Source organism: Dactylosporangium sp. NPDC051485 (assembly GCF_040682015.1).
GTDB lineage: Bacteria > Actinomycetota > Actinomycetes > Mycobacteriales > Micromonosporaceae > Dactylosporangium.
This window is the reverse complement of the sequence record NZ_JBFAZW010000150.1, coordinates 1-21,209: the sequence shown is the minus strand read 5'-3', so window position 1 is coordinate 21,209 and position 21,209 is coordinate 1. Positions and strand designations below refer to the sequence as shown.

Sequence of the window (21,209 nt, the reverse complement as noted above, 5' to 3'; positions counted from 1 at the left end):
GACCGGCCGGACGATCGCGGCGGCGGTCAACGGCACCAACCCGCCGTTGTTCGCCCGGTCCGATGCGACCGGCAAGATGGAGCTCTACACCGGCAGCCGGGCCGGCACATTCGAGGCGGGCGTGCTGGTGCCGGCCAATGACGCCGGCCCGGTCGGGGCGGTCCTGCCAGTGCCGGTCAGCGACGCCGGCGGCTGGGCCGGCCCGCTCGGGGCGGGCGTGCCGGTGCCGGTCAGTGACGCTGGCACGGTCGGGCCGGGCACGCCGGTGCCGGTGGGGCCGCCGACGAAGACCGGCTCCGGCGGGGCGAAGCCGTTGAAGTGGGAGGCGTAGCTCAGCGTGTAGGCGCCGGCGGAGCCGATGTACAGGCGGTCGCCGACCTCGATGGTGGAGGGCAGGCCGACGCCGTGGAACATGGTGTCGGAGCTGTCGCAGGACGGGCCGGTGACGGTGAACGGCAGGTGCGGCACCAGGGCGTGGTCGGTGCGGGAGGTCCACAGCGGGAACCGCCACTGCTGCACGGCCTGCTGGGTCTCCATCATGCCGTTGTAGGCGCCGACGTCGACGTACAGCCAGTGCTCCCCGGCCCGCACCGCGCGGCCCAGCACGGTGGTGACCATGACGGCGCTCTCGGCGACGAGGTGCCGGCCGGGCTCGGCCGCCAGCAGCGCCGGACGGTACGGCAGCAGCTGCGCCAGCGCCGCGTTGACGGTGGCGGCGATCCGGTCCAGGGAGGGGACCTGTTCGACGTACCGTGCCGGAAAGCCGCCGCCGAGGTCGAGCATCTGCAGCTCGACGCCGTCCTCGGCCAGGGCCGCCATGAGCTGGCCGGCGGTGGCGATGGCCTGGCGCCAGGCGCTGGTGGTGGCGCACTGGGAGCCGACGTGGAAGGTGATGCCGTAGGGGCGCAGGCCGAGCTCGCGGGCCAGCAGCAGCAGCGCCCGGGCCTCGTGGGCCTCGGCGCCGAACTTGCGCGACAGCGGGAACAGGCTGGCCGAGTCGTCGACCCGCAGCCGGATGTAGACGGCGGCGCCCGGGGCGTACCGGGCGAGCTTGTGCAGTTCGCCCTCGGAGTCGAAGCCGAAGCGCCACAGGCCGGCCTCGCGGGCCTCGACGATCGCCGCGGGCGGTTTGACCGGGTTGCTGTACAACACCTCGGACGCCGCGACGCCGAGCCGTTGCAGCATGCGCAGCTCGCCGGCGGAGGCGACCTCGAAGCCGCAGCCCAGCGCCGCGAGGGTGCCCAGGACGTCGCCGGCGGCGTTGCACTTCATCGCGTAGAACGTCGACACGCCGGGGATGGCGGCGGTGAAGGCGGTGTAGCGCTCGGCGACCGTCGCGAGGTCCACGGCCAGGAACGGCGTCGCCGCCTCCAGCCCCGCCAGGGCCCGGGGGGCGAGGGCGGCGGGCCAGTGGGCGGGCAGGTCGAGGCGGGTCTGATCGGCGAGGGCAGCCGTCATCGAAGCGGTCTCCTAACTGCGCGCTGCTCGGTCCCGTCAAGGCTGGAGGCGCCCGGGAGCGGGCCCGGGTCATATGCGGTTGCGGACGGTTCAGGCGGGGCTCGGGTCGGGTGCGGTTGCCGGACGGTTCAGGCGGCCAGGGCGGCGGGGTCGCGCAGCAGCAGCCCCGCCTCGGCGGCCGGCAGCGGCTTGGAGAAGTAGTAGCCCTGGGCCAGGTCGCAGCCCATCCGGCGCAGGGCCAGGAACTGGGCGTACTGCTCGATGCCCTCGGCCACGGTGCCCATCCCGAGGCTCTGCCCCAGCTGCACGATCGTGCGGGCCAGCGCCGAGTCCGGGGCGTCGCCGCTGAGCCGCTCCACGAACGAGCGGTCGATCTTGAGCGTGTCGACCGGGAAGCGGCGCAGGTAGGCCAGCGACGAGTACCCGGTGCCGAAGTCGTCGATGGCCAGCCGCACGCCGATGTCCTTGAGGCTGAGCAGCACGGCGAGGTTCTCCTCGGTGTCGGTCATGAGCACGCTCTCGGTCATCTCCAGGCACAGCCGCTCGGCCGGCAGTCCGGTCGTGGCGAGCACGGAGGCGACGATCGCCGGCAGGTCCGGCTGGTCGAACTGGCGGCCGGAGACGTTCACCGCCATGGTCATCGGCCGCTCGGCCGCGCCCAGGCCCCACTCGACCGCCTGCCGGCACGCCTCGGCGAGGACCCACCGGCCCAGTGGCCGGATCAGGCCGGTCGACTCGGCGAGGGGGATGAAGTCGGCCGGGCTGATCATGCCGCGGGCCGGGTGGCGCCACCGCACGAGCGCCTCGAAGCCGACGATGTCGCCGGTGCGCAGCTCGATCGTCGGCTGGTAGTGCAGTTCCAGCTCGCCGCCGCTGTCCAGGGCCCGGCGCAGGTCCGCGGCCAGCTGCAGGCGCTCGACGAGGCCCGAGTGCATCTGCGGGTCGTAGCGGGCGAACTGCCCCGAGCCGGCGGATTTCGCGCGGTACATCGCCAGGTCCGCGTTGCGCATCAGCTGGTCGGCGTCGCGGGCGTCGGGCCCGGTCAGGGCGATGCCGATGCTGCCCTGCACGTGGATCTCCTGGTTCTCGACCACGAACTGCTCGTCGAGCGCGGCGATGATCCGGGTGGCCAGCCCGTCGGCGTCGCGCGGCCCGGCGACGCGGTCGATGAGCACCGCGAACTCGTCGCCGCCGAAGCGGGCCACCGTGTCGCCGTCGCGCACGGCGGCGCCGAGCCGGCGGGCGACCTGGACGAGCAGGTGGTCGCCGGCGGCGTGGCCGAGGCTGTCGTTGACCTCCTTGAACCCGTCGAGGTCCAGGAACAGGATCGCCACGTCGTCGCGGCGGCCCAGCGCCGCCTCCAGCCGGTCCTTGAACAGCGCCCGGTTGGCGAGCTTGGTCAGCGCGTCGTGGAACGCCTCGTGGACGAGCTGGTCCTCGAGCTGCTTGCGCTCGGAGATGTCGCGGGAGTTGAGCACGATGCCGCGCACGCTGGCGTCCTCGAGCAGGTTGGTCAGGGTGACCTCGGCCAGGCAGCGGTGCCCGTCGGCGTGCAGCGTCGGCACCTCGACGACCCGGCTGGCGTACGCGGTGGCGGAGATCGCCTCGACCGCCGCGGCCAGCACGGCCGCGGACTCGGGGAGCATGTGGTCGGTGAGCCGGACGCCGGCGACGCGGATCGGGTGGTGGCCGAAGACCTTGTGCACGGACTCGCTCTGGTACGTCACGAAGCCCGCCGCGTCGATGACCGTCACGACGTCGGAGCTGTGCTGGACCAGCGCCTGGAAGCGCTGCTCGGAGGCGCGCAGCTCGGCGGTGCGGGCCTCCACGCGGGCCTCCAGGTCGCGGGTCAGCGACCGGTTCTCCAGCAGCGTGAACAGCTGCCGCCCGACGATGAGCAGGATGATCGACGAGCGCGCCCAGGACACGAACAGGTCGTGCATGCCGTGGCGCAGGACCTCGATCGTGCTGGTGGCGAGGGCGGCGAGCACGGCGAGGTACGGCAGCATGACCCCGAGCGGCTGGGCGAGCGCGTGCGTGTCTTCCTCGGCGTGCGAGGTCCCGGGCCGCCGCGCGGCGAGCAGGATCAGCGCGAACCCGGTGAACCAGCCCAGGTCGAGCACGTTGCCCGAGCCGTAGGAGTCCAGCAGCGTCAGGTAGGCGTAGCCGGAGTCGGACACCGTGAACGCCACCAGCCCGGCACCGACCAGCGGCAGCGACATCGGCCGCCGCCCGCCGCGGCGCAGCCGGGCCACCATGAACAGCACCACGGTGAGCACCACCACGTCCCCGCCCGGGTACCACAGCGTGACCAGCAGCCCGAGCGAGCTGTCGGCCCCCTGCCGCACCAGCGGCCCGAGGATCAGCACCCAGGTGATGAGTAGCAGCGACGCCGCGATCATGAGCCCGTCGAGGATGCTGCGCACCTGCTGCGCGACCGTCTGCCGGCTCAGCGGGAGCAGCAGCAGGCCCGCCGCGGTGCACGGCATCATCCAGAAGTACCCGGCGTCGGCGAGGGACGGGAACGGCACCTGGCGGTCCAGCACGGTCTCGTACCAGATGCAGAACACCTGCCCGACGCCCCACGAGAAGGCCCCCAGCCCGGTGAGCGCCCACGCCCACCGCACCCGGCCCCCGCGCTCGCGCACCGCCTTGGCGAAGCAGCTCCAGGCGGCCACCCAGGCGGCCGTGAACAGCGCGAGGTTGGACACGTTCTGCGAGACGAGCGGCCCGCCGGCCCCGGAGGCGAACACGGCGCACAGCCCGGCCGTCACCGCGGCGACGGCGCCGCACAGCACCGCGTACCCGCGCGTGGGCGCGGTGGCCCTGAGCAGCCTGCCCGCCATCGTGCCCCCTCTCGTCGCGTGCCGCTCTGATCGGGTGGGGGCCGGTCGAGCTGAGCCCGCGCCCGGGCAGGCAACCGACCCGCTCCCGAGCCCGCAACGGCGTGGGGTTCGCGGGCCGGCCGGGCGGCGGGAAGCGATAAGTCGGGCGCTGCGCGCCACGACTTATCGGACTTATCCGTCGACGGGTGATGTGTGCATACATCACCACTAACCTACGGCGATGTGACGCTACATCATGGTATGTCCGAATGACTCGACCGTTGGCCGGCTGGCGCCGCTGACAGGTCGAGGCCGGCGAGTCGTGGGGCAGCCGAGACCAGGCCGGATGACGGGCCGAGAGCCATCTGGCCGAGAGCCGTCGAGCCGCGGGCCGGGCGAGGTCAGGCCGGGTCGAGGGGGTCGGTGAAGAGGCGCTCGAAGGCGAGCTCCGCCGCGCCCACCAGCGCCGCGTCCTGGCCGAGCTGCGGAGTGCGCAGCCGGACGCGCTCGCGGCAGGCCGGCAGGCCGTTGCGGTTCAGGCGGCTGCGGACCTGGGCGGCGGAGGCGAGGTACACCTCGCGGAGGGTGCCGCCGAAGATGACCATCTCCGGGTTGAAGATGTTCACCAGGTTGGCCACGCCGAAGCCGAGCCAGTCGCCGACCTGGCGCATAGCGGCCTGGGCGGTGTTGTCGCCGCGGGCGGCGGCGTCGACGACGGTGAGGATGCCGTCGCGGCCGGCGGTCGGGTTGCGGCCGGCGGCGGAGAGCAGGGCGTGCTCGCCGATCTCGGTCTCCCAGCAGCCGTGGGAGCCGCACGAGCACGGGCGGCCGTTGGGGTTGACGACCATGTGGCCGACCTCGCCGCCGTAGCCGCCGTGGCCGGTGACCGGGCGGCCGGCGGCGATGATGCCGCCGCCCACGCCGGCGTCGCCGTAGAGGTACACGAGGTTGTCGCAGCCGACGGCGGCGCCGCGGGTGTGTTCGGCCAGGGCGGCCAGGTCGGCGTTGTTGCGCACGGCGACGGGGGTGCCGGGGCCGATGAGGTCGCGCAGGGCCTCGCCGAGGGGCTGGTCGGCCCAGCCGAGCTGGGGGCCGAGCCGGACGAAGCCGTCGTCGCGGCGCACCATGGCGGAAACGGCGGCGCCGCTGCCGATGAGGTGGGCGCCGGCGGGGGCGGTGGCCTGCATCTTGCGCACGAAGCCGGCGATCGGGGCGAGCACGTGGGCGGCGTCGTGCTCGCCGCGGGGGCGGGCGGCCTCGAAGCGGTCCAGCAGGACGCCGCCGAGGCCGACGCGGGCGGCGACGATGCGGTCCACCTCGACGGCGAAGGCGTAGACGTACACCTTCTCGGACTCCGGGCGCACGACCAGCGACGGGCGGCCGGCCCGGCCCCGCTGCTCGCGCGGCACCCCCTCGCTCACCAGGCCGGCGGCGGACAGGTCGGCGGTCAGCGCACCGATCGTGCTGCGGTTGAGTCCCAGGCTCGTCGTGAGGTCGGCGCGGGACATGGCGCCGTGGAGGTGCACGGAACGCAGGAGCGCTCCGAGGTTGCTCCGGCGGATCTCCTCCTGGCTGGGGCCAACGCGCATGCTCGGCTTTCTTGTGGGGGTGCAGTAAGAGCCTAGTCGTTGCGCTTCATCGCAGTCCGGCGCGGGCCGCTCGCCGCCGGGTCACCGCGTCGATGCCGGCAGCGAGCAGCAGCACGACGCCGGTCACGATGTACTTCGTGCCAGAGCTGTAGTCCATGAGGCCCATCCCGTTCTCGATGACGGCGACGACGGCACCGCCGAGGACCGCGTTGAGGACCCGGCCCTTGCCGCCGAAGAGGCTGGTGCCGCCGATGACCGCGGCACCCATCGCGTAGAGCAGCACGTTGCTGCCGCCGGTGTTGGGGTTGACGGAGGCGTCGCGGGAGGCGGCGACGATCCCGCCGACGGCGGCCACGGTGGAGCAGATGACGAAGCCGGCGATGCGGATGGCGTCGACGTGGATGCCGGCCCGGCGGGCGGCCTCGCGGTTGCCGCCGACGGCGTAGATGTGCCGGCCGAACGCGGTGCGGTTGAGCACGAACGTGCACAGGGCGAGCAGGGCGCCGACGATGAGGACGATCATCGGCACGCCGCGCTGGGAGATGGCGGCGTTCGGGGAGCGCTCCAGGTTGAGCGTCCAGACCGCGCCGCCGAGCAGGACGGCGACGGTGAGCACGCGCAGGGCGATGATGCTGCGGGGCTCGGCGGCCAGGCCGTGACGGACCCGGCTGTAGCGCTTCCACAGGTGCTGGGCGAGCATCCCGGCGACCGTGATGCCGTAGAGCACCCACCCCTGCAAGGGCGTGAACCGTCCGTCGAAGTTGATCTTCTTGATGATCGGGTCGTTGATGCCGACGATCGTGCCGCCCTTCATGAGCAGCAGCACGGCCCCCTGGAAGGCCAGGAACGCGGCGAGGGTGACGACGAAGGACGGGATGCCGAGCTTGGCCACCAGCATGCCGATGATGAGCCCGATCGCGGCCCCGGTCGCCAGCGCGGCGAGGACGGCCAGATACCACGGCACGCCGAAGTTCGTCAGCAGTACGGCGAGGACGCTGGCGCACACGCCGCTGGCGAACCCGGCGGACAGGTCGATCTCGCCCAGCAGCAGCACGAAGACGAGGCCCATGGCGATGACGGTGACGGCGGCGCCCTGGTGCAGCAGGTTGGCGAGGTTGCCGGCGGTGACGAACTCGGGCCGCGCGACGGAGAACGCCACGACGAGGGCGAGCAGCCCCAGCACGGCGGGCAGGGCGCCCATATTGCCGCTGCGCACGCGGGCCAGGTAGTCGCGGGCGTAGGCGCCGAAGCCGGCGGCGCGCCGCTCCTCGAGCGTCTCCCGCCCGGGCAAGGTAGTCAGGCTCACGCTGCGGCTCCCTGTCGTTTCAAGCCCAGATCGCCACTGCGCCCCGTGGTGATGAGCTCGACGACCTGGGAGTGGGTGACGTCGGTGGCGCGGACCTCGGCGGCCATCTGGCCGAGGTACAGCGCGGCGATGCGGTCGGCCACCGCGAACACGTCGTTCATGTTGTGCGAGATGAGCACGACCGCCAGGCCGTTGTCGGCCAGCCGCCGGACCAGCTCGAGGACCTGCGCCGTCTGGGCCACCCCGAGGGCGGCGTTGGGCTCGTCGAGGATGACGATCCGGTTGTTCCACAGCACGGCCTTGGCGATCGCCACCGTCTGCCGCTGCCCGCCGGACAGGCTCGACACCGGCTGGCGCACCGACGCCACCGTGCGCACCGACAGGCTGGCCAGCGTCTCCGCGGCCCGCTGCTCCATGGTGATGTCGTCGAGGACCAGCCCGCGGCGGATCTCCCGGCCGAGGAACATGTTCTGCACGATGTCGAGGTTGTCGCACAGCGCCAGGTCCTGGTACACGATCTCGACCCCGAGGGCGGCGGCGTCGCGCGGGGTGTGCACCGACACCGGCCGGCCGTCGAACAGGTACTCCCCGGAGTCCATGGAGTAGATCCCGCCGATGCACTTGACCAGGGTCGACTTGCCGGCGCCGTTGTCGCCGACCAGGGCGGTGACCTGCCCGGCGTGGACGGTGAAGTCCACGTCACGCAACACCTGGACGGGCCCGAAGCTTTTGCTGAGCCCGCGGATCTCCAGCAGGGGTCTATCGGTCACGATGCTCCTCAATACCGGCTGGCTGACGAGATCCCCAGGCGAGATCCGGTACCTTACTTGATACCTGCTGCGGCGCACTTGGCGGCGAACGCGGCGGTACACACGGCGTCGGCCGCGATGTACCCGTCGTCGATGACGTCCTTGACGTTCTGCCTGGTGATGGCCTTGGGATCGAGCAGGATCGAGTCGACGTCGCGCTTGCCGACCGGGTCGTGGACCTTGTGGTCAGTGACACCCGTCTCACCCTTGGCCAGGCCGATGGCCAGCTTGGCCGCGGCCGCCGCCTCCCGCCGCACGTCCTTGTAGACGGTCATGCACTGGTCGCCGTTGAGGATGTTCTGCAGGCCCTGCGCGGTCGCGTCCTGCCCGGTGACCGGGATCCGCCCGTTGAGGCCCTGCTTCTTGAGCACGTTGATCGCGGCGTTGGCCACCCCGTCGTTGGCCGCGATCACCCCGCCGATGTTCGGCTGGGCGGTCATCATCTGCTCGAACGTCGTCCCGGCCCGGGTGTTGTCCCACTCCTCGATCCACTGGTCCGGGCCCTTGACGTACTCGCCGGAGGCGAAGCGGGGTGCCAGGACCGCGTCGTAGCCGTCCTTGAACAGTGTGGAGTTGTTGTCCGTCTGCGCCCCGTTGAGCTCCGCGATGACCGGTTTGGTGATCTTCGCGGCGGTCAGGCAGTCGACCAGGCCCTGACCCTGCAGGGTGCCGACGGCGGTGTTGTCGAAGGACACGTAGTACCGCGCCGAACCGCCGAGGGTGAGCCGGTCATAGTCGATCGTGGCGACGCCGGCGTTCTTCGCCTTGTCGAGGACCGCCTTGCCGGTGCCGGAGTCCAGGTTCACGATCATGAGCACGTCCACACCCTGGGTGATCATCTGCTCGGCGAGGGTGGTGAAGGCGCTCTTGTCGTTCTGCGCGTTCTGGATCTCGTAGTCGACCCCGGCGGCCTTGAACGCGGCGGCGAGGTACTTGCGGTCGGCGGTCTCCCAGCGGGCCGAGGACTTGCTGTCGGGCAGGATGACCCCGATGCGCGGCCGGCCGTGCCCGGCCTTGCCCGCGACGTCGCTGGTGCAGGCCGTGAGCCCGCATGCGGCCAGTGCGCCTACCGCCAGCAGGCACAGGATCCCTCGGCGCATGTGCACGGGTCCTTTCCGCGTCGTGACAAGCGGTGATTGTGTCGGGCAACGTATGCGTGCCGAACGCCGAGCACAAGGGTGGCGCCGCCCGGTGCACGGTAGCCGCCCGTAACGATTCCGCAAAGCAGCAGTGACCAGCGCCTGGTCCGGGTCGATCAGCGCGAGGCCCCGCCGAAGCCCGCCTGACGGGGCCGGGGCGGCGCCCCCATACTGTGCGCATGCCTCGTCCGGTCCTGTTCCGGCTGTTCGTCGCCGCCCTGCTGGTGCTCATCGTCGGCGGCGTCGCGACGACCGCGTATGCGCTGCGCAACGCGGGGACGAAGGCCCCGGCGGCGGGCCCGTCGGACCTGGCCCCGTCCGGCCCGCCGCCGGCGTCCGCCTCGCCGGCGCTCCCGCCGTTCACCGGCTGGTCCGACCCGAAGCTGGTGGGCCTGCCGTACGGCACGAAGGTCCAGGGCCTGCTGACGTTCCGCGGCAACCCGACCCGCACCTACTACGGCCAGGGCCCGGTGCCCAGGACGATGCCGGTGCGCACGTGGCAGTTCCCGCGCTCGGGCGGGCTGTGCGCGATGTCCAGCGACAAGGGCGAGACCCGCGAGTGGTGCGGCAGCGGCTGGACCGGGCAGCCGGCCGTGTTCGAGCGCGACGGGCGCACCTGGGTGGTGTTCGGCGCCTACGACCGCAACATCCACTTCCTGGACGCGGCGACCGGAGAGCGGATCCTCCCCGACTTCAAGACCGGCGACATCATCAAGGGCAGCGTGACGGTCGACCCGGACGGGTTCCCGCTGCTGTACTCCGGCTCCCGCGACAACTACTACCGGGTCATCGCCCTGGACCGCGGCGTGCCGACCGAGCTGTGGAAGCTCTCGGCGGACGCGGTGACGCCGACGATGTGGAACGACGACTGGGACGGCTCGGGCCTGATCATCGACGACTACCTGCTCGAGGGCGGGGAGAACAGCCAGTTCCACATCGTGAAGCTCAACCGCGGCTACGGCCCCGACGGCAAGGTGACCGTGAACCCGCAGCTGGTGTTCCACACGCCCGGCTGGGACGAGCAGGAACTGCGCGACTTCGGCGACACCAACGTGTCGATCGAGAACTCGGTCGCGGTGTTCAAGGACACGGTGTACTTCGCCAACTCCGGCGGCCTGGTGCAGGGCTGGGACCTGTCGGGGCTGAAGGCGGGCCGGGCGCCGACGCGGACGTTCCGGTTCTGGACCGGCGATGACACCGACGCCTCCGTGGTCGTCGACGCCGACGGCTACCTGTACGTCGGCTCGGAGTTCGAGAAGGGCAACGCCCGCTCCCGCGAGGTCGGCCAGATGCTCAAGCTCGACCCGTCCAGGCCGGACGACCCGGTGGTGTGGTCGGTGAAGGACCAGGCGACGCGGCCGGCCGGGATCTGGGGGACCCCGGCGCTGTACCGCGACATCGTCGTCTACGACACGGCCGGCGGCGACGTGCTCGGCATCGACCGGGGCAGCGGCGAGGTGCGGTGGCGCTTCCACCTGCCCGGCGGGGAGACCTGGCAGTCGCCGGTCATCGTCGACGACACCCTGTTCATCGGCGACTGCGCCGGCACGATGCACGCCTACGACGTGGCCGACACCCACGCCAGCCCGCAGCCGCTGTGGGAGATGAAGATCGGCGGCTGCATCGAGTCGACGCCGGCGGTGTGGAAGGGCACCCTGTACTTCGGCACCCGCGCGGGCGCCATCCACGCCCTCACGGCGGCGACCCCGTGAGTGCCCCGGGCGGTGCCCGATATCTACCCGGCGGCCCGAACGATCGGCCCTAGTATCCTAGGACGCTTTAGGCGATGGCGACGCGGACGGAAGGTCGAATCAGTCCGGCAGTTCGGCCAGCACGAGCGCCAGCGTGTCGGTGGCGTCGGTTTCGTCGTAGGTTCGGCCGTCACGCGTGCGCACCAGGTACCGGCCGGGAGCCTCTACCGGGGTGACCGTCGGATGGAGCCGGGTGTAGGGCCACCGTGGCGTGCTGCTGAAGCACAGAGTCCAATGGCTGGTGTACGGCCGTAGCGCGCGAAGCTGCGGCCGATGGAAGGCCAGGGCGACGAACGCCGACAGACGGGTTGCCAGCCGATGTGCGCAGTGGTTCTCGTACAACAGCAGCCAGTTCGACTCCCGGGAGTCGCCTCGCTCCCGCGCCTCGGCGAGGGCCACCGATCCCAGAAACGGCCACGCTGCCGCGACCTGGCCAGGTCGTGTCCGGGATAGCCACAGCCGCGCCGCGTCGGCGGCCGTCGCCAGGTCCGGTGCGTACCCGTGCAGCAAGGTGACACGGCCGCCGCTTGACTCCAGTCATCCCCCGCATCGCTCACCGCTCCATACTGCACCTGCCGGAGCGCCGCGTAGAGGTCGCAGCAACAATGATCCATGTGCTTCGTTCATGCTGCGCTGCCTGCGGAAGCACGCGTTCTCAAAGCCCTCGACATCGACGCGATCTGCGCCCTGCACGAGGAGGCCGGACGGCTGCGACTCGGCCTCGGCACCGGCGGCCCCTGGCTGAGGGCTCACCTGGACCCGGACGGCGTCCACTACCTGGTGCCGGATCCGGCCAGCTACTACTGGCCCGGCAACCCGGACGGCAAAGGCGGCACGATCCGCTGGTGGCAGTGCACCGCACTTCTTCGGATGTGCGATGGCGAACAGGTCACCGGCATGATCGCCGTACTCCCGGAGACCTTCACAGCGCTGCCTTCGACCTTGCGCCGAAGCGAACAGCTGCGACTGGCTCACGTCGCTCGCACCACCGAGCGAGACACCTACCTCTGGGGCCGGGATCACAAGGCCGACTGCAGCCCGCAGCTCTGCGGCTACGTCCCCGAAGTCTCCGACGTCCCGCCGCCGGAGATTGATGAGGCGGCGCCACGCATCTGTACCGATGTTCCTCAACCCCGGACCAGGCCACCGTTCACCGCATCTGGCCCCGCCGCTGGTCGGCGGCGGGAATGACTGATCCTAGTGTCCTAGGATGCCTTAGGCGACGTGGCTTCGCCACGCCTGCAAAAAACCAATAAGGCCGCTGCGCGGCCGACTTGTCTTTTTTGGGTTTCGCGCCGCCGGGCCGGCTCGGGAAGGCGGTAATCGGTGCGGGTTAGAGGGCGTATCAAGGTGACCCGCTATGGCACGATCACCCACGCCGTCCAGGCGCAATCGACACCACCGGACCCGACATCCTGCTGCACCTCGGCGATCCGCCGACACCGGTCCCCGAACCCGTCTCCGAGCTGCTGCTGGCCCTGCGCGACCAGCGCACCAACATGCGCACCGCCACCAACTGCGCCGCCCGCTGGTTGTTCCCAGGCTGCCGCGCTGGCCAACCCCTCACCGTCGCCGCGATCGCCCCGCTTATTCGGGACCCCGGCGTCCCGACCGTCCCCGGCCGCCTCGCCGCGCTACGCCAGCTCGTGCTCCAGGTCCCCGCACCGGGTCGTCGCCCAGGCCCCATCGCCACGCCGCCCAACGACACCACGCCGCCGCCGGCGGCACTTGGAACCGCTACAGCCCAAGCGGGAATACCAGACAGTTGGATTACCACACCCTGCCAGTCGGCCTCCCTCGGTCAGGCCGCCGCCGAAGTGAAGCAGCTGGCCTTGCCCGGCTGACCATCCTTGTATCAACCACTTGACACAACCGAGGCGTCCCGGCATGCTCGCTTGTGTCAAACACTTGATACAAGGATGGTGTCATCGTGGTTGGTGCATGGATTGTGGGGCTCCTGCTGGTGGCGTTGCTCGGCGTCGCGCTGGCTGGCCCGTCGGCCGCGGGCGAGCCCGCGGCCGAGCGCATTCGGCGCACTACCGGGCGCTGGCGGTGGGCCGGCCTGGCCCTCGGGGCGGCGGTCGCCGTCGCCGCTGGCGGCTACGACCCGTTGGGACGCGGCGTCCTGCTGGCCGCACCCCTGTTCGGGCTCTGCGTGCTGGCCGGGGTGGTGGCGGGAGAAAGCCGCGTCGTCGTCCGTCCCGCCAGCAGCACCCGCCAGGCCGCTCTGGAGACCCGGCAGGTCCGCCACTACCTGCCACGCCGACCGTTCCGGGCGGTGTCCGCCGCCGGCACCGCACTGGCCGTCCTGCTGGCCGCGACCACCGCCACCGGCTCCGCCGACGACCTCGGCCGCGCCGGCCGCGCCCTGGCTTACGACTGCGGCGAGTTCGCCGGCGCCACCGGCCCATGGGCCGGATCCTTCTACAGTCTCCCGCTCGCCCTGGTCGCCGGCCTCGGCGTGCTGATCGCCGCGCTGGCGATGCACCGGCTCGTCGGGCGTCCCCGGCCGCAGGCCCCCGCCGGTGACCTGGTGCGGGACGACGCCGAGCGGCGTCGCTCCGCCACCGCCGTCACCGGCGCCTGCGGCGTGCTGGTCGCCATCCCTCTCATCGGGGTCTCCCTGTTCACGGCGGCCGGGCTGCTGTCCAACCCGTGCCGGCCGGCGTGGTGGACGGCCGCCGCCTGGGGGCTGTTCCTGCTCGTCCCGGCCTGGACCGTCTTGCTGGGCTGGAGCGCCGTCGCCGTCCTTCGCCCCGGCCACCGCGCCGACCGGCCCGCCCCGGTGCCGGCGTGAACGCCCCGACCCTGCGGATCGACACGCAGAACCCCACGCCCCCGTACGAGCAGCTGCGCCGGCAACTGGTCGACCTGATGCACACCGGAGTGCTCAAACCCGGTGACCGGCTGCCACCGCTGCGGCAACTCGCCGGCGATCTCGGCCTGGCCGTCGGCACCGTGGCTCGCGCTTACCGCGAGTTGGAGGCCGCCGGGCTGGTCCGGTCCCGACGCGGCGGCGGCACTCGCGTCGCGGACCAGGCACCCACGCCACCCGCTGACGGGCACCGCCAAGCGCTCGACCGGCACGCGGCCGACTACCTGCGGCAGGCACGGCTGCTCGGCGCCGACCGGGAAGCCGCCCTCGACGCCGTACGCCGCGCCTGGCCCGCCGACGCGTGACACGAGTCAGGCCCGCCGCGCCGGAACAACTCCCGTCACCTGGCCGTCGAAACAGACTTAGCTGGCGCTTGGTGACGGGACGGGGACGGTCTGGCAGGCCACGACGGCGGAGAGGTGCCAGCCGAGGGTCTTGTCGGCGCGGAAGGTGAGCACGGCGACGGTCTGGGCCTGGTGGTCGAAGCCGATGTCGACGCGGTCGTCGCTGTCGAAGAGGTGGCGCTGCCCGGCGAGCAGGGCCGGGGTGCGGGCGGTGGCCCAGGCGGTGGCGATCTGGTCGGGGGTGCGGGTCTCGCGGGTGGTGGGCGGTGCGGTGGCGCTCGCGCCGGCGATCTGGGTGCCGTGGCCGCAGTGGAGTTGGGCGGCGGGGTCGAAGCGGGCGGCGTTGTGGTCGCCGGCCCAGTTGACGTACGTGATGAGTGCCGCGGCGGCGAGGGCGATGCCGAGGAGGCGGAGGGTGGTGCGGCGCACCTACTCAGCGTGCTCTTTTCGCCACCAGTCGGTGCCGGTTTTGGGCAGAGTGTCGATGGGGTCGTAGTAGGGGTAGGTGCGGTCGAGTTGGGTGTCGTCGTCTTCGATGCTGGTGCGGTAGTTCTTGGTCCAGTAGGAGATGCCGCGTTCGCGGTCGTATTCGGTGACCATGTGGACCCAGCGTTTGCCGACGTAGGGGACGTCGCAGACGATGCGGGGGGTGGCGTAGCCGGGTAGGTAGCCCATGATGTCGTGCTGGAGTTGCTGGGCCTGCCAGACGGCGACGCGCCAGTGTTCGGCGTTGGGGATCATGTCGCACATGTAGAAGTAGTACGGCAGGATGCCGGCTTCGCCTTGGAGTGCGAAGCAGAGGTCGAGCAGGTCGGCGGCGGTGGCGTTGACGCCGCGCAGGAGGACGCCCTGGTTGCGTACGTCGCGGACGCCGACTTCGAGGGCGGTGTGGGCGGCTTTGGCGACGAGTGGGGTGAGGGATTGGGCGTGGTTGACGTGGGTGTGGATGGCGAGGTTGACGCCGCGTCGGGCGGCGGTGCGGGCGACGCGTTCGAGGCCTTCGACGAGGTTGGGTTGCAGCCAGTGCTGGGGGAGTCCGGCGAGGGCTTTGGTGGCGAGGCGGATGTCGCGGATGGTGTCGATGGCGAGGAGTTGCATGAGGAATGACTCGAGTTGGTGCCAGGGGAGGTTGGCGACGTCTCCGCCGGAGACGACGATGTCGCGGACGCCGGGGTGGGTGCGGAGGTAGTCGAGGATGGCGGTGTGGCGGTCGGTGGGTTTGTGGGCGAGTTTGAGTTTGGTGATGGTGGGGGTGTTGTTGCCGACGAGGTCCATGCGGGTGCAGTGGCCGCAGTACTGGGGGCAGGTGGCGAGGAGTTCGGCGAGGACTTTGGTGGGGTAGCGGTGGGTGAGTCCTTCGGCGACCCACATGTCGTGTTCGTGGAGGGAGTCGCGGGTGGCGTAGGGGTGTGAGGGCCAGTCGGGGAGGCGGTCGCTGGCGATGGGGAGCATGTAGCGGCGGATGGGGTCGGTGCGGAGGGTGTCGTCGGTGGGGGGTGCGCCGGGGACGATGGTGTTGATCATTTGGGGTGGGATGAGCATGGACATGGTGGCGTGGTGGGTCTGGTCGGCGGCGAGGTCGTTGTAGAAGGTGTCGGTGATGGTGTCGCCGAGGACGTTGCGGAGTTGGGGGATGGTTTTGACGCAGTGGGCGCGTTGCCATTGGGCGTTTTCCCACTGGTCGCGGGTGACGTCGGTCCAGCCGGGGAAGCGGCGCCAGTCGGGTTCGTGGAGTGCGTGGCGCTGGTAGACGTATGGCTGCATGCGGGCGCTCCCCTAAAGTTTCCGTCTTATCGGGAGCGTAGCCGGAAATCTTGCGTCGCACGAGCCTAAGGGCGGAAGGTTTGCTGTCTGTCGTCTGGTTGGGCGAGATTGGCGGCTCGTGGGCGGACGTCGGATGATCTTCGGCTGCATACGGTGATCGGGCACCTGCCCGCACCCTTCGCGCACCCGAGGTCCGATGAAGAATCGCTGGTCCGTCCGAGCCAAGATCACCGCGATGATGACCGTGCCGCTGGTCATGCTCGTGGCGTTGTGGCTGTTCGCGGTGAGTATCACGCTGCCGTCCGCGCTCGACCTGCGGGGCGCGGCGACGATCGCGGATCGGGTCGGGGAGCCCGGCGAGGCGATGGTGGTGGCGCTGCAGTCCGAGCGGCAGCTGACGGGCGCGTACCTGTCGTCGGGGCGCAAGAGCGGGCAGCAGGCGATGCTGGAGGCGCGCAAGAAGTCCGATGAGGCGGTGGCGGCGTTCAAGCGGTTGTCGTCGAGCGGGCCGGCGAAGGATGCGTCGTCGGATGAGCTGGTGCTGGCGCTGGATACGACGTACAAGGCTCTCGAGGGGGTGGCGGCGGTCCGGCAGGCGGCCGACGCCGGCGGCGAGCCGGACGGTGCCCGCAACGGGTTCAACCAGATCGTCATGACGACGTACGGGGTGTTCGAGTCCGCGGCGAACCATCACGATGCTGACGTGGCGCAGGAGGCGCGTGGGGCGTTCGTGCTGTCGATGGCCCGGGAGCTGTTGTCGCAGGAGGACACGCTGGTCGGTGACTTCACCACCGAGGGTGACTTCACGGTCGCGGACTTTGCGCAGCTGGTGACGCTGGTCGGGCAGTCGCGGCTGATTCTGCCGTATGCGTCGACGCAGTTGCGGGCGCAGCAGCAGGTGCAGTACCGGCAGCTGGCGGCCGGGGCGCAGATGAAGGCGTTGCAGGATCTCGAGGACCGGATGATGGCCGCGTCGCCGGGCAAGTCGTCGGGGGTGGAGCTGGCGCAGTGGCGGGCGGCGTTCGATCCGGTGAACGCGCAGCTGGCGCAGTTCCGGTCGAGTGTGCAGCGGGTGAATGTGCGGCATGCGTCGGAGGCGTCGGACCGGATCGTGTTGCAGCTGGTCGTGGCGGGTGTGGTGGGTCTGCTGGCGGTGGTGGCGTCGGTGCTGTTGTCGGTGCGGACGGGCCGGTCGGTGGCGCGGCGTCTGGACGGGTTGCGGGTGGCGGCGCGGGAGCTGGCCGAGCGGCGGCTGCCGTCGGTGGTGTCGCGGCTGCGGATGGGTTCGGCGGTGGACGTGGCGGCGGAGGCGCCGCCGCTGCGGCTGGGTTCGGATGAGATCGGGCAGGTGGCGGAGGCGTTCAACTCGGTGCAGCGCACGGCGGTGGCTTCGGCGGTGGATGAGGCGTCGGTGCGGCAGGGGATGAACGAGGTGTTCCTGAACATTGCGCGGCGTAGTCAGACGCTGCTGCATCGGCAGCTGTCGCTGCTGGATGGGATGGAGCGGCGGACGAGTGAACCGGATGATCTGGCGGACCTGTTCCGGGTCGATCATCTGGCGACGCGGATGCGGCGGCACGCGGAGGATCTGGTGATTCTGGCGGGGGCGACGCCGGGGCGGGGGTGGCGTAATCCGGTGCCGGTGATCGACGTGGTGCGGGGCGCGGTGTCGGAGGTGGAGGACTACGCGCGGGTGCAGGTGCTGCAGATCGGTGAGGGTGCGGTCGTGGGCCGGGCGGTCGGTGACGTCATTCATCTGCTGGCGGAGCTGCTGGAGAACGCGACGGCGTATTCGCCGCCGCACACGCGGGTGCAGGTGACGGGGCAGTCGGTGCCGAACGGGTTTGTGGTGGAGGTCGAGGACCGGGGTCTGGGGATGACGGCGGAGGCGGTCGCGGAGGCGAACCGGCGGCTGGCGGAGCCGCCGGATTTCGACCCGGCGAACAGTGCGCGGCTGGGGTTGTTCGTGGTGGCGCAGCTGGCGGCGCGGCACCGGGTGAAGGTGATGCTGCGGCCGTCGCCGTTCGGGGGTGTGACGGCGGTGGTGTTGTTGCCGATGGATCTGGTGGTGGCGCAGTCGTCGGTGTTGCCGCCGGGGGCGGCGCAGGAGCTGAAGAATACGCACGAGCTGCCGATGGTGGCGGCGGAGCCGTTTTCGTGGCTGCCGGAGTCGGGGGCGGAGCCGTCGCCGGGGCGGGCCCAGGCGCGGCCGGAGGCGCAGCGGCGCCGGGAGGTGCCGCGGCCGGAGGTGGCTGAGGGGCCGGTGCGCGGCGGGCTGCCGAGGCGGGTGCGGCAGCAGAGTCTGGCGCCGCAGTTGCAGACGGAGCAGTCCACGGCGGCGGCCGGGGTGGAGGGGGACGATGAGCCGGCGTCGGCGCGGTCGCCGGAGCAGTTGCGGCGGATGATGTCGTCGTTTCAGGCGGGTACGGCGAGGGGCCGGCATGCGTCGGGGCCGGCCGATGGTGACGGTACGGACGGGGGGCGGCGGTGACGGTGTCGGCGCAGGGCAGTAATTCGGGCCTGAACTGGCTGTTGGATGACTTGGTGCACCGGGTGCCGTCGGTACAGCGGTCGGTGGTGCTGTCGGTGGATGGGCTGATGATGGGTGCGTCGAGGGGCCTGTCGCAGGAGGATGCGGAGCATCTGTCGGCGGTTGCGGCCGGGTTTCAGAGTCTGGCGCGTGGGGCGGGGCGGCATTTTGGTGGTGGCGCGGTGCGTCAGACGATCATCGAGATGGAGTCGGCGTTTCTGTTCGTGACGGCGGCGGGGCGGGGTGCGTGCCTTGCGGTGCTGGCGGATGCGGAGGCGGACATCGGGCTGATCGCGTATGAGATGGCGATGCTGGTGCAGCGGGTCGGGGAGACGTTGTCGACGTCGGCGCGTGGGGCGGGTGGGCAGTGACGGATCCGCCGGGCCGGCATGCGGCCGGGAGCTGGGACGGGTACGAGCCGCCGGTGCATGGGTGGCCGGAGCCGCCGCGGGAGGATCTGCGGGCGGAGCCGTGGTCGGATCATGCGTGGGTGGATCGGGATGCGGGTCCGGTGGTGCGCCCGTATGCGATGACGGGCGGGCGGGTCGTGCCGGCGTCGGACAAGTTCGACGTGGTGGCGATGGTGGTGGCGAACCGGGCGGCCCTGTCGGGGGTCGGGTACGGGTTGCAGCCGGAGCATCGGGCGATTCTGGCGTATGCGCGGGAGCCGTTGGCGGTGGCGGAGCTGGCGTCGCATCTGGATCTGGCGCTCGGGGTGGTGCGGGTGCTGCTGGGTGACTTGCTGGGGCAGGGGCTGATTGAGATGTATGAGCCGCAGGGGGCGGGCGGGTTGCCGAGTGAGCGTGTGTTGAGGGCGGTGATCAATGGACTCCGGGCGCTCTGAGCGGCCTGTGCCGACCGCGATCAAGATTTTGGTCGCGGGTGGGTTCGGGGCGGGGAAGACGACGTTGGTGGGGGCGGTGAGTGAGATCCGGCCGTTGCAGACGGAGGAGTCGCTGACCGCGGCGGGGATCGGTACTGACGATCTGTCCGGGGTGGAGCGGAAGTCGACCACGACGGTGGCGATGGATTTCGGGCGGATCACGATCGGGTCGGAGATCGTGTTGTACCTGTTCGGCACGCCGGGGCAGGACCGGTTCTGGTTTCTGTGGGATGAGCTGGCGTTGGGTGCGCTGGGGGCGGTGGTGCTGGCGGATACGCGGCGGCTGGCGGACTGCTTCCCGTCGATCGACTATTTCGAGCGGCGGGGTACGCCGTTCGTGGTGGCGGTGAACTGTTTCGATGATGCGGTCACGTATTCGGAGGTGGAGGTGCGGGAGGCGTTGGATCTGGATGGGCATGTGCCGTTGCTGTTGTGTGATGCGCGGGACCGGGAGTCGTCGAAGGCGGTGCTGATCGGTCTGGTGGAGCATGTGTTGGCGTTGTCGGGGTTGCGGCCCCGCTAGCACCGCTTGAAAGATATCCTGTATTCGCGTTACTCTGCCGGAAAATCTTCGGCACAGTTGGGTGGGTGCGGGAAATGAGTTCGCCGATCGGGTTGCACCGGGTGGTTGCCCCGGCCGGGGTGCTGCCGCAGGCGGCGCTGCGCCTCGACCCGTCCCCGGCGATCCGCCCCGACGAGGTCCGGGTCGCGGTGCAGCGGCTCAACCTGGACGCGGCCAGCTACCGGCAGCTGGCCGAGGAGCACGGCGGCGACGGCGAGCGGATCCGGGCGGCGGTCCTGGCGATCGTGCGCAGCCGCGGGAAGATGCACAACCCGGTCACCGGCTCCGGCGGGATGCTCATCGGCACCGTCGAGGAGGCCGGGCCGGCCTCGCCGCTCGGGCTGCGGGCCGGGGACCGGGTCGCCACGCTCGTCTCGCTGACCCTCACGCCGCTGCACATCAGCGACGGGCTGCGGGACTGGGACGGGCGCGGCGAGCAGGTGCCGTGCGCCGGGCACGCGATCCTGTTCGCCCGGTCGGTCGCCGCGGTCCTGCCCGACGACCTCGACCCGCAGCTGGCCCTGGCGGTGCTGGACGTGTGCGGGGCGCCGGCCCTCGTCGCGCGGTGCCTGCGGCAGCGGCCGGCGGGCCGGGTCGTGGTCCTCGGCGCGGCCGGGAAGTCCGGGAGCCTCGCCCTCGCCGCCGCCCGCGGCACCACCCGTGTCGGGGTCGTCCGCGACGACGCCGAGCGGGCCCGCCTGGAGGGCACCGGGCTGGCCGAGCAGGTGGTCGTCGCCGACGCCCGCGACGCTGTCGGGCTGGCCGCGGCCCTTGACGCCGCCGGCGGGCCGGGCGAGCTGACCGTGGTCTGTGTCGACGTGCCGGGCTGCGAGCACGCCGCGATCCTCGGCACCGCGCCGGGCGGTACCGTCGTGTTCTTCTCCATGGCCACGTCGTTCCCGGCCGCGGCGCTCGGGGCGGAGGGCCTCGCCGCGGATGTGACGATGCTCATCGGCAACGGCTACGTGCCGGGACATGCCGGCTACGCACTGTCGCTGCTGCGATCTGACACGGCGCTGCGGGAGCTGTTCACGGCGCGGCTCGGGCACCGGTTGGCAGACTGGGCGCCATGAAGACCCTCTACCGCGGTGGCCGCGTCCACACCCCGGCCGACCCCAGCGCCACCGCGCTGCTCACCGACGGCGACCGCATCACCTGGCTCGGGCCCGACGCCGACGCCCCGACCGGCGCGGACCGGACCGTCGAGCTCGACGGGGCCCTGGTCACGCCGGCGTTCGTCGACGCGCACGTGCACACCACCGCGACCGGGCTGACCCTGCAGGGCCTCGACCTCGCCGCCGCCCGCGGCGCCCGGGACGTGCTGGACGCCGTCGCCGCCCACGCTGCCGCCCTGCCCGCCGGCGCGGTCGTCAT

19 protein-coding genes are annotated in these 21,209 nt (G+C 71.5%); 10 read left to right on the top strand and 9 right to left on the bottom strand.

All coding sequences use genetic code 11. From position 1 onward, the window contains the following. Positions 1-84: 84 nt before the first annotated feature. The 6 genes from AB0M46_RS46660 to AB0M46_RS46635 all read right to left on the bottom strand — a co-directional run bounded on the left by AB0M46_RS46660 (position 85) and on the right by AB0M46_RS46635 (position 9,087). Complete coding sequence (locus tag AB0M46_RS46660) at positions 85-1,458, bottom strand: type III PLP-dependent enzyme (protein WP_363347272.1); 1,374 nt, start codon at positions 1,456-1,458, stop codon at positions 85-87. Between the two features lie 128 nt (positions 1,459-1,586). Beyond that, positions 1,587-4,304 (bottom strand): bifunctional diguanylate cyclase/phosphodiesterase, encoded by a 2,718-nt coding sequence (locus AB0M46_RS46655; protein WP_363347270.1) that lies wholly within the window; start codon positions 4,302-4,304, stop codon positions 1,587-1,589. A gap of 380 nt (positions 4,305-4,684) precedes the next feature. Continuing rightward, positions 4,685-5,872 (bottom strand): ROK family protein, encoded by a 1,188-nt coding sequence (locus AB0M46_RS46650; RefSeq protein WP_363347268.1) that lies wholly within the window; start codon positions 5,870-5,872, stop codon positions 4,685-4,687. 46 nt (positions 5,873-5,918) lie between these two features. Continuing rightward, positions 5,919-7,073: an ABC transporter permease gene (locus AB0M46_RS46645; protein ID WP_363347278.1), complete on the bottom strand. Its 1,155-nt coding sequence runs from the start codon at positions 7,071-7,073 to the stop codon at positions 5,919-5,921. Between the two features lie 101 nt (positions 7,074-7,174). After that, positions 7,175-7,948, bottom strand: coding sequence for an ATP-binding cassette domain-containing protein (locus tag AB0M46_RS46640; protein WP_363347266.1), 774 nt, complete (start codon positions 7,946-7,948; stop codon positions 7,175-7,177). 53 nt (positions 7,949-8,001) lie between these two features. Next, positions 8,002-9,087 carry a substrate-binding domain-containing protein gene (locus tag AB0M46_RS46635; protein WP_363347264.1) on the bottom strand — a complete coding sequence of 362 codons (1,086 nt, stop codon included), beginning with the start codon at positions 9,085-9,087 and terminating at the stop codon, positions 8,002-8,004. Between the two features lie 218 nt (positions 9,088-9,305). On the opposite strand from AB0M46_RS46635, the gene AB0M46_RS46630 reads away from it, so the two are divergent. Then, positions 9,306-10,838 (top strand): PQQ-binding-like beta-propeller repeat protein, encoded by a 1,533-nt coding sequence (locus AB0M46_RS46630; RefSeq protein WP_363347262.1) that lies wholly within the window; start codon positions 9,306-9,308, stop codon positions 10,836-10,838. Between the two features lie 99 nt (positions 10,839-10,937). Here the strand turns inward: AB0M46_RS46630 and AB0M46_RS46625 are convergent, their stop codons facing one another. After that, entirely contained in the window at positions 10,938-11,276 is a 339-nt protein-coding gene (locus AB0M46_RS46625) for a DUF6193 family natural product biosynthesis protein (RefSeq protein ID WP_363347260.1), read from the bottom strand. A 213-nt stretch (positions 11,277-11,489) separates the two neighbouring features. Here AB0M46_RS46625 and AB0M46_RS46620 point away from each other — a divergent pair, with 213 nt between their 5' ends. From AB0M46_RS46620 to AB0M46_RS46610, 3 genes are all read left to right on the top strand, one after another. After that, entirely contained in the window at positions 11,490-12,068 is a 579-nt protein-coding gene (locus AB0M46_RS46620) for a hypothetical protein (protein WP_363347258.1), read from the top strand. A gap of 739 nt (positions 12,069-12,807) precedes the next feature. Continuing rightward, positions 12,808-13,674 carry a hypothetical protein gene (locus AB0M46_RS46615; RefSeq protein WP_363347256.1) on the top strand — a complete coding sequence of 289 codons (867 nt, stop codon included), beginning with the start codon at positions 12,808-12,810 and terminating at the stop codon, positions 13,672-13,674. Next, positions 13,671-14,057 carry a GntR family transcriptional regulator gene (locus AB0M46_RS46610; protein WP_363347254.1) on the top strand — a complete coding sequence of 129 codons (387 nt, stop codon included), beginning with the start codon at positions 13,671-13,673 and terminating at the stop codon, positions 14,055-14,057. Before AB0M46_RS46615 ends, AB0M46_RS46610 begins: the two co-directional genes overlap by 4 nt. 57 nt (positions 14,058-14,114) lie before the next feature. On the opposite strand, the gene AB0M46_RS46605 is transcribed toward AB0M46_RS46610, so the two are convergent. Then, on the bottom strand, positions 14,115-14,525 hold the full coding sequence (locus AB0M46_RS46605; protein ID WP_363347252.1) for a hypothetical protein: 411 nt from the start codon (positions 14,523-14,525) through the stop codon (positions 14,115-14,117). Beyond that, positions 14,526-15,860 carry a lysine 2,3-aminomutase gene (locus tag AB0M46_RS46600; protein WP_363347250.1) on the bottom strand — a complete coding sequence of 445 codons (1,335 nt, stop codon included), beginning with the start codon at positions 15,858-15,860 and terminating at the stop codon, positions 14,526-14,528. Between the two features lie 196 nt (positions 15,861-16,056). Between AB0M46_RS46600 and AB0M46_RS46595 the strand changes: the two genes are divergently transcribed. The 6 genes from AB0M46_RS46595 to AB0M46_RS46570 all read left to right on the top strand — a co-directional run. Further along, entirely contained in the window at positions 16,057-18,351 is a 2,295-nt protein-coding gene (locus AB0M46_RS46595; protein WP_363347248.1) for a nitrate- and nitrite sensing domain-containing protein, read from the top strand. A 2-nt stretch (positions 18,352-18,353) separates the two neighbouring features. Continuing rightward, positions 18,354-18,761, top strand: a complete 408-nt coding sequence (locus AB0M46_RS46590; protein WP_363347276.1) for a roadblock/LC7 domain-containing protein — start codon at positions 18,354-18,356, stop codon at positions 18,759-18,761. Positions 18,762-18,847: 86 nt separating this feature from the next. Next, entirely contained in the window at positions 18,848-19,234 is a 387-nt protein-coding gene (locus AB0M46_RS46585) for a DUF742 domain-containing protein (protein WP_363347274.1), read from the top strand. Beyond that, positions 19,215-19,796, top strand: coding sequence for an ATP/GTP-binding protein (locus AB0M46_RS46580; RefSeq protein WP_363347246.1), 582 nt, complete (start codon positions 19,215-19,217; stop codon positions 19,794-19,796). Before AB0M46_RS46585 ends, AB0M46_RS46580 begins: the two co-directional genes overlap by 20 nt. 74 nt (positions 19,797-19,870) lie before the next feature. Next, on the top strand, positions 19,871-20,908 hold the full coding sequence (locus tag AB0M46_RS46575) for a hypothetical protein (protein ID WP_363347244.1): 1,038 nt from the start codon (positions 19,871-19,873) through the stop codon (positions 20,906-20,908). Next, a partial coding sequence (locus tag AB0M46_RS46570) for an amidohydrolase family protein (RefSeq protein WP_363347241.1) occupies positions 20,905-21,209 on the top strand: 305 nt, incomplete at its 3' end. The genes AB0M46_RS46575 and AB0M46_RS46570, both read left to right, overlap by 4 nt.